This is a genomic window from Sphingobacterium bovisgrunnientis (assembly GCF_009829085.1).
GTDB lineage: Bacteria > Bacteroidota > Bacteroidia > Sphingobacteriales > Sphingobacteriaceae > Sphingobacterium > Sphingobacterium bovisgrunnientis.
Genome location: NZ_WUQY01000041.1, coordinates 15572 through 29502, shown reverse-complemented (window position 1 = coordinate 29502; position 13931 = coordinate 15572). Strand labels below are relative to the sequence as shown.

General features: G+C 35.7%; 8 protein-coding genes. All 8 read left to right on the top strand.

All coding sequences use genetic code 11. From position 1 onward, the window contains the following. Window positions 1–666 precede the first annotated feature (666 nt). From GOQ16_RS15365 to GOQ16_RS15330, 8 genes are read left to right on the top strand one after another with little or no spacing between them, the layout of a single operon-like run. Entirely contained in the window at window positions 667–3618 is a 2952-nt protein-coding gene (locus GOQ16_RS15365) for a SusC/RagA family TonB-linked outer membrane protein (RefSeq protein ID WP_160070099.1), read from the top strand. 19 nt (window positions 3619–3637) lie between these two features. Further along, the gene (locus GOQ16_RS15360) at window positions 3638–5161 is read left to right on the top strand and encodes a RagB/SusD family nutrient uptake outer membrane protein (protein WP_160070098.1); all 1524 of its coding nucleotides are present in this window, start codon (window positions 3638–3640) and stop codon (window positions 5159–5161) included. Continuing rightward, a complete protein-coding gene (locus GOQ16_RS15355; RefSeq protein ID WP_160070097.1) occupies window positions 5145–5843 on the top strand; it encodes a hypothetical protein in 699 nt (232 codons plus the stop codon). Before GOQ16_RS15360 ends, GOQ16_RS15355 begins: the two co-directional genes overlap by 17 nt. 7 nt (window positions 5844–5850) lie before the next feature. Next, window positions 5851–6882 carry a DUF5007 domain-containing protein gene (locus GOQ16_RS15350; protein WP_160070096.1) on the top strand — a complete coding sequence of 344 codons (1032 nt, stop codon included), beginning with the start codon at window positions 5851–5853 and terminating at the stop codon, window positions 6880–6882. Between the two features lie 42 nt (window positions 6883–6924). After that, on the top strand, window positions 6925–10050 hold the full coding sequence (locus tag GOQ16_RS15345; RefSeq protein WP_240141064.1) for a SusC/RagA family TonB-linked outer membrane protein: 3126 nt from the start codon (window positions 6925–6927) through the stop codon (window positions 10048–10050). An 11-nt stretch (window positions 10051–10061) separates the two neighbouring features. Further along, a complete protein-coding gene (locus tag GOQ16_RS15340; protein WP_149914941.1) occupies window positions 10062–11594 on the top strand; it encodes a RagB/SusD family nutrient uptake outer membrane protein in 1533 nt (510 codons plus the stop codon). An 18-nt stretch (window positions 11595–11612) separates the two neighbouring features. Beyond that, window positions 11613–12317, top strand: coding sequence for a fasciclin domain-containing protein (locus GOQ16_RS15335; protein ID WP_240141063.1), 705 nt, complete (start codon window positions 11613–11615; stop codon window positions 12315–12317). Between the two features lie 9 nt (window positions 12318–12326). Continuing rightward, window positions 12327–13916 carry a DUF5008 domain-containing protein gene (locus GOQ16_RS15330; RefSeq protein ID WP_160070094.1) on the top strand — a complete coding sequence of 530 codons (1590 nt, stop codon included), beginning with the start codon at window positions 12327–12329 and terminating at the stop codon, window positions 13914–13916. The last annotated feature ends 15 nt before the right edge of the window (window positions 13917–13931 follow it).

Here is a 13931-nt window from a genome sequence, read left to right as displayed (position 1 = left end):
TTAAGCCCGCCCGAGCCGATGGTATTGCCGTAACAGGTGGGAGAGTAGGTCGGTGCCTTTTTTTATACAAAGCCTTAGTACATTATGTACTAAGGCTTTTTTGCGTATATAGAGTTTTGAAGATTGAATGAGTAAATCATTATTTCAGTATAAGATTTATACGTACATTTTGTTTCTACTCTAAGTCTATTATAGCATCTATTATATTCATAACTACTCAGCTTGAATTTAGTTGTATAAAACAACTATTCTTTTGCAAATTGCATTTCTCCTATTCGTATTAAAAAAATCAATCTTTCTATTCTATTTAACGTGATGTATTAATAAAATTCAGTTATTTTCTTTTTAATATATAAAATTAATTTAAAAAACAGTTTAATTTATTAAATTATTCTTCTGTTAAAAACATAATATATGTAAATATTCAATATTACTGTATTAATTACTGAATTTAATGTTACTTAAGTGTTATTTTATGTAAAAAAATTCAGTTTGCGTAATCGGTTGCGTAAAATTGCGCAACCGATTTCGTTACTAAAACGGCCTTTTCTACCCCTGTAAATACTTTTTAAATACATAAAATAGATATATACTTGTTTAGTTATCTACCTATTTCGAAGAAATTGCGATAACATTTAACCATTACATAATCCTAAAAAACATTTTATGTTGAGAAAATTTATTGTATTTGCATCTATACTTTTATGTAATGAAGCTGTACAAGCAAATCCAGCTTTTTCAAGTAGTAGGGTTACTAATTTTCGATTCGTATTGCAGAGCGATACTATTGAAGAGAACGACCTCACAGAAGAGGAGTTAGTGAATTTTCGGAATCTCCGTAAGTCTATTAGCTCTGTCGACACTATTGATCTGAAGAAGGTAAAAATTAAGCCATTCACCAATTTGGCTGACTTTGTCAAAGGCGAAATAGGGGGAGTGTATGTTCAACAACCTTCTGCCGAATCAGGATCTTACCAAAACTTGATCATTCGCGGAGCAGGTACACCTTTATTTAACAATTCTGATTTGAATAACGTACGCGCAACAGTCTTTGTGAATGGCGTACCTATGGCAACATCTCACAATTTTGCTTATGAAACGCAATTGTACAAATTTAACAGAATTGGTCCTGAAACTGATTTTTTTAACTTTGTAGACATCAGTGCTATTGAAAGTATTGAAATCGTTAAAGATCCTGCTCGACTAGCATTATTGGGTCCACTTGCTTCAAATGGAGCTATTTTGATAACTACATTTGGAGGTAAATCTGGTATACGTGAGATATCAGTTAATAGTTATTTTGGCTTAAACCAAAAGCCATCAATTACACCTGTCAATGGACAATATGAGAATTATTTCAGACAGCCATTTTATGCACTTTACAATAATACCATAGAAGCTAGACAAGTATATCCAGGATATCTTGCTGATTCAACAAATATGAATTACTATGGTGCATCTAAGTGGAAGGACGAATATTATAGAAACTCATCTATGTATTCATTAGATTTCAGTTTACGTGGTGGATCCGATCGTGCGAATTTTGGTTTCTTAGGAGGTCATACAAAGAACGCGACTACCGCAGACAATAATTACTTTAATAGGTATAATGCCTTATTAAATATTAATATGTTGCCATTTCAATGGTTTACTGTATCGGCATTTTTAAACGCTACACGTACGGATCGCAATAGAAATACAAGCTTACGTAGCAGATATGGTGAGATTGGCTATTTACCGGATTTATCTACTCCATTGTCTCCAAATGCAGATCAGTATAGAAATTACATGTCATTAAATGATCGTAGCGTAAACGATAATATCACAAATAGTATACAAGGAAATATTTCAATATCATTAGATATCCTATCTAACTTGAATTATACTACAGCGTTTGCAGTGGATTATACAGAAGGTATTCGTGATATATTTTATCCTTCTGAATTGATGGAAACGACGAACTATATTTCTAATTATTATGGTTACTCGCAGCGATATACTTTTACGAACAATCTAAAGTATAAGCTTACTATTGATGATAAGAATGCTTTGTCTTTTATTGGAGGTATCCAATATTTAGATGATCTTAATAGATTTACATACGCTAAAGCTTTCGATGGTCCAAATGATTTCATCAAACTTAACGTAGTAGACGGTGACCCAAATAAGGCAGAATACTTAAGTCCTATAGGTGGTTTAAAAGTTCATAGATGGTATAATTCAGAACTGAATCGCCTGTTTTCAGCGTATGGCAAGATTGGTTACCAATACGATAAGATTTTAGATTTTGATGCTGTAGTGCGTTGGGATGCATCGTCAACGATTCAACCAGATTCAAGATGGTTGTTTACACCGTCTGCAAGTGTAAAGTGGAACCTGAATGAACAATTTGGTTTTGAGGATCAATTCTCAATTAAATTAGCGGCAGGTCGTGTAGGTCGCATCAATTCAGATAGCCGTTATGCTGTAGGACCTCAATATTATTCTAATCTCAATTGGGCTGGTGAATCAAATATTCTTTCATTCTATGGCAATTCTGCTTTATCAAGACCATATAACAGAGGTTGGGTTGGCTATGATTTAGGCTGGTCTTATGTGGATCAGGTTGATTTGAATATTTTAAAATCTTTCTTTAATAATAGACTTACGGCCAATTTATCAGTATATCAAAAGGATACAAAAAACCAGATTGTATTGATTCCTGTGCCAGAAGAATATGGATATGTTGGACAATTTAAAAATGGTTTATCTATTCGTAACCAGGGGATTGATCTAGGGATTTCGGCAGATATTGTTAAAAAGCCTGAGTCATTTAGCTGGTTTTCTTCCTTAAATATCAATTTGAACAAAAACGAAGTTGCAGCTCTTCCAGATAATTTGTCCGAACTCGTAGTTGGAGATCGATTATTGCGCGTAGGTCATTCGGCAGATGCATTTTGGGTGTATGAAAATACAGGCATTTATGCAGATGCAGCCGATGTACCTACCTCTTCAGGTACCACGTTTAATTTTGATGGTATTCCATTCCAATATGGTGACCCAAAATGGGTAGATCAAAATAACGATTTTCAAATCACATCTGCGGATAAAGTATTAAAAGGTAATTCACTCCCGAAAATTTTTGGTGGATTTAATAATAAATTCACTTACAAAAATTTGGACTTAGGAATAGACTTGTATTTTGCTTTAGGGCATAAGGCTATGAATGAGCGTGCCGCAACAAAGTATAATTTTATTAATAATGAATCCAATAATAGTATAGCCTCTATTCGTGAGATATTTCATTGGCAACAAGATGTAGATATCAGCAAATATCCATTGTATAATGTCTGGAGTAGTATAGATCCATATCGCGTAGATCAGGATTTATTTTTAGAAAACGCTTCTTTCTTAAAAATCCGTGGCATCTCATTGGGGTACGATTTGACCAAAGCGTCATTTTTAAGTAATGTAAAAACGCTTCGTCGTACATACATATATGCTACCGTGAACAACTTATATACTTTCACAAATTTCTCTGGAAGAGACCCTGAACTTGTGAATTTTAATGGATACTACGATGGATATGGATTGCCATTGACACCAACATATTCACTTGGTTTTAAATTGGATCTATAATCTATACTAGCCAATAATTATGATGAAGAAGATATCAAACTTATTAAAATTGCTCATTGGAGCTGTTTTTATACAAAGTGCTACACTTTCGTGTACAGATAAATTAAATGAACCTAGTGGAGAAGTGGCTTCAGAAACATTGCAGTGGACTAGTATTTCGGATACGAAATCTGCATTGTTAGGAACTTACAGTTTACTTCGTGCTGCTATGGTTGAAAATAATTCACACTGGATGTATGGTGAATTACGTCATGGTGATTTTACATCTTACAGCAGATCGGATTTAGGTGCTATTAACACAAATAACCTTAAAGCTTCTTATCCATTGATTAAAGATTTGACCAATTGGAGAAGATTTTATGCAGTAATCAATGCTGCAGCGATATTAATCGAAAGAGCACCTGAAGTTCGTTTAAAAGATTCTCGCTATACAGAACAGAATCTAAAAATGGATATCGCGCAAGCTCGGGCAATTCGTGCTTTTGCATATTTCTACATGGTTAGAATCTGGGGTGATGTTCCCTTGATTACGAAATCTTTTGATGATGGTTCTTTTGAACACAGACCTAAGACCGATAGTCAATCTGTTTTGAATTTTGCAGAAACTGAATTGTTAAGTGCTGTTGTAGACCTACCTTATTTTTACGGCAGTTCATTGGTAAGTTATTATGGCGAGACTAACGGCTATTGGAGAAAAGTGTTGTTCAATAAATTGACAGGTTATGCGGTTCTTTCTCATATCGCTGCATGGCAAGGAAAATACATCAATGTAGATACCTATACGCAATTTATAATGAACAATTATAGTTCATTAGGTCTTGATTATATCTCTAGCATTGGGAATTTATCGGGACTAAATGGTGTGTTTTCAAACAACTACAATTTAGGACAACTCTTATCTGTTCCAGCTCCTTATATCTATGGTGAAGCTTCAGCTACAGGTCATATCGAGGAATTGACATTAGCAGATCCTTTAATATCAAAGCAACGTCCTGATATATATGTACCAAAGGATTCTATAGTTCGAATTTTTAATGACATCAATGATACTCGTTTTGGTATTGATACAATATCTGGACTTACCAGAACCAATTATTTCACAAACTATAGTGGTGAAATTCCAATTTTCAGCAAGATTAAAATTATTAGAGATGGTGTTAACGATGGCTCTTATGGGGTTTTCGGTTCGAACTTAATATTCACCCGCTTGGAAGAAATAACACTTTTGCGCGCAGAAGCTTTGGCTGTATTAGGTTCTAGAGATGAGGCTATTACATTGTTGAATAGAGTGAAAATAAATAGAGGCGTAAGAACATACTCAGTGATTACGACCACACCATTGATTGAGGAAATATTCAACGAACGTAGACGTGAATTAATGGGTGAAGGGTGGAGATGGTACGATCAAATTCGCTTAAATAGGCTACGTCCAATAAATCGCGAATTGGTACAATTGATCGAACAAGGAGGCATATATTGGCCTATATCATCAGATGTATTGAGTAAAAATAAATCGTTGGTACAGAATGAGTATTGGAAATAAACCTGTCATCCATATGAAAAATTTATATAAAATAATATTACCGTTGCTGTTGTTAGTAAATATCGGCTGTGAAAAAGGCGATGAACATTACTACAACTATAATACAGAAGCTCCTGTGTATGACGGAACCATCTATGAGTATTTGCAGTCGCAAGCAGGAGTCTATGATTCCTTGCTATTAGTATTGGACAGATTACCTGACCTAAGAGCAAAGTTGAGGAATTCAGATTCTTCATATACTTTATTCGCAGTGACGAATCGCAGCTTTGATATTGCTTTAGAAGCATTAAATACCACAAGATCTCTTACAGGCAGACCTAATTTGTACTTGGAAGATGTAGGACTAGTTGATTTGGATTCTATGACGAATAGGTATGTAATCATGGAAGAGTTCGATACTGAGCAATTGAGCCCTTTTATTGATGGACAGCTGGTGACGAGTACAAAGAATAATTATAAAATGCATATCCAATATCGCGTACTTGATGCATCTGGTTTTGTCGGGGGAGGACAACAGCAGCTGATCTTTAGTGATACTAATAATTCAATTTTCCAAAGGTATTGGCAACGTGTGAACACTTCAGTAGTAAATGTACGTACCAAAAATGGAATTGTACATATCCTATCAGCGGGTCATGATTTTGGCTTCAGCAAGTTTACCAGTAAATATTCCACACAGTAACTAAATTATGAATATCGTGATTAAGCATAAATTCATTATACCATTATTACTTGGGGCACTTTCATTTTCCGCATGTAAATCATTTATTCCCGAAAGTATAGATGCTTTGGGAGACGATGTAAATTACATGGTAAAAGAATATACCCCAACATTGGGTCGTAAGACTATCTATGAAAACGCGGCAAATGTCAGCAACACATCAAGTTTACCGTTGACTTTCAAACTCGTAAATGTGCGAAGTGTAGATGGGGCACCAGCGACAGAGTTAACAGATAAATTCCCAGTAAAAGTTTGGAAAGAAAATTATACGGGAGAAGAAACATCGATTGCTGAAATAGAATCAAAAAGAGAAATTGAATACCATTCAATTTTTGAAGTCAGCGAAAAATCAGGAAACATTTTGTTTTGGGATTATGGTAATTCAAATTGGATCAAAACGCAACCCGATTCATGTTACATTTTTGATGTGGAAATATCCAATTCAGGCGGACGTAAGTACGCACGTAATTTGAGATTAAAGCCATTCAAAGAAAGACCATATCAACCTTCTCAATATAATGTAGAGACTGGCTTAGCAACTAGAGCTGCTTTATCTCCAAGTTATATTTATAATCTAGAAGGTGAAAAAACAGGAGATTTTATTTTCGATGTCGAAGTATATGTCTTCAAAGATATTGAAAACACAGCACCAGGTGGGACATTAACTATCAGTGTGTTGGATTCTATGAACAACTCAATTGACATTAAAAAATTCAAGGATACGAATTGGAAAGAGATGATTCATGGATTCAATCATCGTTTTGAAGGGCATAAGGCTGTATATGATGTAGCATACCCTATTCCATTAGTTCAATATCCTACTAAATATACTACGACAGATGGTAATCTTGCTCGTATCAATTTAAGATATAATAGGTTGGGATTTGGTGGATTTTTATCGCAAAGCCAGTTAGGATTTGACTTTGCAATCTATGAAGAAGGACACTGGGAAATACAATTTCGCTTTCGAGGAGAAACCCCAAAATTTGATAACGACTAGCCTAATTTGAACCGTATGAAAAGATTTAAATTAATATTATTTATGATAAACTTCCTGGTGATGACAGCTTTTTCACAAGAGGTGTCGATTACTGGAGAGGTTCGAAGTTCTTCCGGGGGTACATTACAAGGGGTAACCATTAGTAATAATGCAACAAAAAAAGTATTAGGTTCGACTAATGCTCAAGGACAATTTAGCTTAAAAGCTAATACAGGCGATAAATTATTATTTAGAGTAATTGGCCATGATAATAATGTAGTAGAAATAGTAGCAGGCAAGACGAGATATACTTTGACATTAAGAGAAACTTCAACTGAAATCGAAGAGACTGTTGTCGTAGGATATCAAGCACGTAAACGAGAAACATTAACTGGATCTGCTGTAACCATTTCAGGTAAAGAGATTCAAGATGTACCTGTGGCAAACTTCACGGATTTATTGCAAGGTAAAGTACCAGGGATGAATGTGCAGTTGAACAATGGTACACCAGGTATGCGTGGAAGTGTTGCTATTCGTGGTATTTCGACATTGAATGTTCAAGGTACTGGTGATAATGCATTTTTGACTCCGACATCTCCATTATATGTTATCGATGGTGTACCTATCGATGAGGGAACAAACTACGAGTATGGTTTCCAAACAGCAGGCCCTGGCATTAGTCCAATTGCGATGATTCCTGTAGAGGACATTGAAGATGTGACTATCCTTAAAGATGCCCAAGCTACAGCACTTTATGGTTCAAAAGGAGCATATGGTGTAATATTAGTAAGTACTAAAAGAGGTAAATCAAAAATTCCAATCGTACAGTATGTTGGACAAGCCTTTGTGAATACCCCTCCGAATTTGCGCCAAGTATTGGGTGGAGTGTATGAACGCAGATCACGTATCAATCAGATTTTGCAAAATGATACTACTTTGAATGCGGCATTGGATTTAATAAATCGTACACCTTTGTTAGCCGATTCCTTGAATCCATTCTTTAATAACTCTACAAACTGGCAATCGTATTTTTATCGTACGACGATGAATACATCGCATTCAGTTAATATCTCAGGTGGTGATCAAACTTTTAATTACAAGATTGCTCCAGGTTATTATGGTGAACGTGGTATCGTAGAGAATACAGGATTTACGCGTTATTCGATTCCAATGAATATGCAATACAGACCAAGTGATCGCTTCAGAATGTTTGTGAACTTGAGTCCATCTCTTGCAAAAAATAGTACAGGTAGTGGTAATGCTTTTCGACAAACGGGAGTAGCAAATTCGGCGAACACGTCGTCTTTAGCTCCAGCTCCGTCATTGTTTTCGGGAAGTGTAGATGCATTGTCAGCTTTGAGTATGAAGAATGACAATAAAACAGCTAACCTAAACTCTCAAGTTGAAATGGAATACTCACCTTTCGATGGATTGCGATTTTCGACAACGATGAGTTATAACTTTAAAGTGGCTAACCAAGACCGTTTCTTACCTGAAGCTTTAAATTCAAATGCTTCCGAAGTGTATTCGTATAATGATCGCTTGAATACCTTATATAACAGAAACATGATTTCTTATACCAAAGAATTGGCTGAGAAGCATATCTTAAGTGCATATGTCTTCAATGAATCTGAGGTAAGTAACTATCAAGCAGATGTGATGCAATTGACAGGAACGCCAAATGATCAGTTCACATCGGGATTAGGTTATTCATCCATTTATGCTCTAGGAGGAACTTTAAAAGGACTTTACGAACGTAAAACATTAGGTTACGCAGGTAACTTCACTTACAATTACGATGCAAAATACATTCTAGAATTCTCATACCGTTTGGATGGTACTTCTACTACAGGTTCAGCTAATCCTTGGTCTAATTTACCTTCAATTGGTGCGCGTTGGAACTTTAAGAACGAGTCATTCATGGAGAATTGGGAATCTCTTGACTATGGTATGATTCGTGGTAGCTGGGGTAAAAATATTATTCCTTCAGGAAGTATTTACGATGTGTATGGTCGCTATACATCCGATATTGAGACGTACAACAACCAATCTTCGGTAACATTAGATATGAATACAATTCCTAATATCTCCTTGTTACCACAAACTACAACCATGTTAAATGGTGCTATTGAATTTGGTTTTAAAAATGGATTGACATTCTTGTATGAAAACTATTACAAGCAGTCAGACCAAATCTTGAGAACGAAAAAAATTGCAAATATCAATGCTTTTGGGAATGTAAATACGAATGAAACATCTCTTGTGAATATGGGACATGAATTCATTATAGGTTATAGACCAAGAAAAAGTGGAGATTTTAGTTACTCGTTTAATTTAAATGGAGCTTTAAACCGAGATTATACTGCTGCATTACCAGACGATGTACGTCAGTTGTTGTTGCAAGATAATTCAGTTTATAAACAATCTATTCTATATCGATTGGGAATCAATGCACTTTCAAATGTGTTATTACACTACCGTGGTGTATATGAGTCCGACGATCAAGTGCCTATTAATCCATTGACAGGTCTTCGCTACCGTATGGGAGGTTCTTTGGCAGACGAGCGTTTCTTCCGTGCTGGAGATCCTATCTGGACGGATCTGAATGGAGATTATATTTTGGATGAAAAAGATTTTGTAATTGTTGGTAACTCGCAACCTGTATTTACTGGTGGTTTCAATGCATTCTTACAATACAAAAGCTGGTCATTGAATTCACAATTCTTCATGACATTCAAACGTGATGTATTAAATAATGCATTAGCTGATCGTTTGAGAAATTACAGTGATCCAGCTGGCTTGGCAGATTCAGGTCCAGGCGCACTAGTGCCAATTGAAAACATGGACATTTGGACGCCAAGTAATACAAGCTCATATTTTCCAAATATCTATGATTTCCGTAGAAATAGATTTATAGATCCGTTCCGCTACGATCAGACATTATTCCAAGAGGATGGTTCGTACTTCAAATTCACTACTGCGACATTATCCTACAATTTTGACAGAGAAATGTTGAGTAAGCGACTTGGAATCACATCTGCGAGAGTATATTTTTCAGCGAATAACATATTTACAATTAGTAAATATTCTGGACCAGATCCAGAGTTAGTTTCCGCTTTGGGACGTGATTCATCCGCAGGATACCCTAATAGAAGAAGTTATACAGTAGGGGTTAATGTTCAATTCTAATAGATAAAGATATGAAAAAGATAGTTTTAGGACTTTTATTGATGAATACATTACTGTTCTTGTCTTGTGGAAAAGAATTTTTGAATGTTTCACCGAAAGATAATTTGACAGGTAATAATTACTGGAAATCAGAACAAGATGTCGATAAGTTTATTGTGGGAATATACAAGACATTTCGCTTGGCAACAATGGGAACGCCGCGAGGTGGATCGGCTAATCACCGTATTTTCTTTCCAGCTACGGGCGATTTTAGATGCGCACCTATCGTGCGTACTTCACAGTCATCTGCAGCAGGACGTAATTATTTGACACACCTGAGAAATAATAATATTAATGCACTATTCCATTCTGATTTTAGTTTCTTCGGATTCACGGCGATTCCACGTTGGAATGATTTTTTCAAAATGGTACAATCTGCAAATATTGTCTATTTCGAAATGGACAATATGGAACCAGGATTGATTTCGGCTGCAAGTGTAGAGCGTTATAAAGCAGAAGCCGTTTTCTTACGCAATTTAGCGTATTTCTTCATGGTAAGATTGTATGGTGATGTACCTTACTACACAGAAGCATACCACAGTAAAGCTATTGGGCGCTCGAATATGTTGGACGTGCTTGCTAAAGCAAATGCTGATATGAAGGAACATTATAAAAATCTTCCGTGGACTTATGAAGACCCTTCCATTGTTGGTAATAGAGCGATGCGCGGTGCAGCTATTACGTTGATGATGCACATGAATATGTGGATGGCTGGATTTACCACTAATGACAAAACTCCTTATTATAACGAAGTGGTGGCACTAGGCGAAGAAATCCGCAATGAAAATAATAACTCTTATGAATTACTTCCACTAGAGCGAACGAAAGAAATTTTCAAAGGACGTACTAAAGAAGGATTATTGGAAATTGTACAAAACCTTAATTATGGTGAGACTTTTTCAATTTCATCACCATATTCAGATTATTTCTTGCGCTACCCGAATAAGAATGTCGCGATTCAGCGCTCTTATTTATACTACGAATCTAAGTTTATGGAAGAATTATACCCATTAGGTGGTACGGACAAGCGTAAGGATGTGTGGTATGATGATGATATCTACAATACGACTGGGCTTATGCAATGTTTAAAATTCTTAAACGTATTCAACGAAGAAGGGGAAGATTATAACCCTGATGACAATCAAGTAGTATTTAGATATGCAGACCCAATATTATTGCAAGCGGAAGCTCTAGCAGAATTGAATAGAGATGCAGACGCTCGTCAAGTAGTAAATTTAATCCGAACTCGTGCAGGAGCTACATTAGCAGTAAGTGAATCAGGCGATGAGTTAAAAGATTTCATCTGGTGGGAGCGCGTACGCGAATTAATCGGTGAAGGTCATTTCTACTACGATTTAGTACGTACAAGAAAAGTCTTAAATACGAAATATACGCAAGCAGCGATGTCTGTAGATGCATTTAATAGAGGAGGTTGGACATGGCCAATTCATCAGGATGCATTAGTTGACAATCCATACATGACACTTAATAATTATTGGAACTAATTTGTAGCGGAGATGAAAATGACAAATAATATAAGATTTATATTCTTAGCAATTATAAGTACCATAATAGCCTTATCATCCTGTAGAAAAGAATATTATGAAGATGGTGGAGTACATGATCCAAATTATGATGGAACGATTTTACAATTTCTTAAAAGTAGACCAGAGTTATTTGATACACTAGTGAAAGTACTCGAATTAGGAGAATATTCGACTTTATTAAATGATCCAAATGCTAATGTTACATTTTTTGCACCTACGTCGCAAAGTATTAGCAAAAGTATTAGAGCATTAAATAGCGTCTTGTACACAAGAGGTCAAGATACAGTGTTGGATGTAAGACAAGTTTCACCAGAAGTATGGAAAAAATACTTATCAAAGTATATCTACCGAGATAAATACTTATTGAAAGATTATCCACAAATCGATACTAGTGATATGTTGGCTTATCCAGGTCAAGGTTATATTTCTATTGGCGGCGAAGCGATGAATATTGGTACATTTTATAATGATGTACGTACTAAAAATAGTGCTGGAGTAGAACAAATTGTGAAGTATGCTGGATACAGACAAATTCTAATTAATTATACGAATCCCGTAGCAACTTCAAATATTCAACCAAATAACGGAGTAATCCATGTCTTGCAATATTTCAGACACAGCTTTGGCTTCTATTCGTATGATTTTGCATCCGATGCATTTAATATGGGTATCACTTACTAATCAATAGAAATGACAGGTTCAATATTTAAAAATATAAGTGCAGCAATCATTACTTTATTAGTGATAATTAGCTGTCAAAAAAAGGAAGAAGTAGGTGTGAATCCCTATGAAGGAGGTAAGGCACCATTCGGAATTATTTTCACGTCTAATCTTGCAGATCCTACATCAGCATTACCAGGTGAAGTCGTACGTATCAATGTTAGAGGTCTCAAGCAATATGAGAATAAATTTGATTTTCTATTGAGTGAAGTAAAAACCGAAATCGTTGGATTAACAGATTCTACGGTTGATTTTCGAATTCCGAGCGAAGTAAGTTCTGGTATGGTTACCGTGGTAATGAATGATCAGATTTTTTATGGTCCACACGTAGGTGTAGAAGGTAAAGTTTCGGTGGATACAGATTACAAGATTGTAAATGGATTCAACGGATCCGTAATGGGGATATTACCTCATGCTGGTGGGCATATTGTAGTTGGAGGTTTTAGTGATTTTGAGAATGAGTGGACAACTGGGAAATACCTTACTGGAATTCATTATATCAATAGTCTAGGACAAACAGCTACCAATATGGACTTCAGAAGAAGGGCAAATACGGGAATTTCATCTATTGCACGTTTAATGAATGGACAATTCATGATCGGAGGTTATTTTAGTGAATTCTCAAAACGCGAAGTGGGCGGTATTGCTAGACTAAATGCCAATGGTAGCTTGGATACAGTGACAGTGGCTGTCATTAATCCAAATTCGGACACGAAGCCGCTTGATGGATTAGATACAGTATCGGCTTTCAATTCTGGTTTTACAAATGGTATTGTTAATAAAGTCTTTGAGCTTGCAGACAGTAGCATCATTGCAGTAGGAAGTTTTGCAGTACACCGTAGCATTGACTATCAATACTCTTCTAGAGATAACAGAAGATATGTAAATACGCGTGTCCGAAACGTCGCTAAATTAAAACCTAATGGTAAACTTGATTCCACTTTTAATCTAAATAATACAGGTTTAAACGGCTTTATAAATGACGCAGTAGCGTTGAAAGATGGTCGTATTGTTATTGCTGGAGCATTTACAAACTATAACGGAACAGCCGTTAGAAACATAGTTTGTATTAAACCAAATGGACAAATAGATCAGGCTTTCACAGCTAGTGGCGGTGCTGATTTTGCAATCTTGAGTATTACCTATAATTCCGTAAGTGATAAAATCGTAATTGCTGGTTCTTTCAAAAATTATGGAGGAAAACCTACGAATGGCGTTGTCGTATTAAACTCTGATGGTTCTACTGATCAAAATTTCATATTCGGTGAACTTGATGGGGGAGCGCCTAACTACGCTTACAAATTGAATAATGGAAAAGTATTAGTGACAGGAAGTTTCCTACGTTATAACGGCGTACGTAGAGGAGGTATCTTAATCCTAGAACCAAATGGTCAAGCCAAGCAAGAGTACAATAACTTGGGAAGATTTTCCGGAATTCCTGCTACTATAGTGGAAACAACATCATCGTTAGGCAATCCTGCAATTTTAGTTGGAGGGCTAATATTTAGTGTTGATAATAAATCGGTAGGGAATATTGTAAAGATTGAAATTAAAAATTAACACAAAAACTTTGTA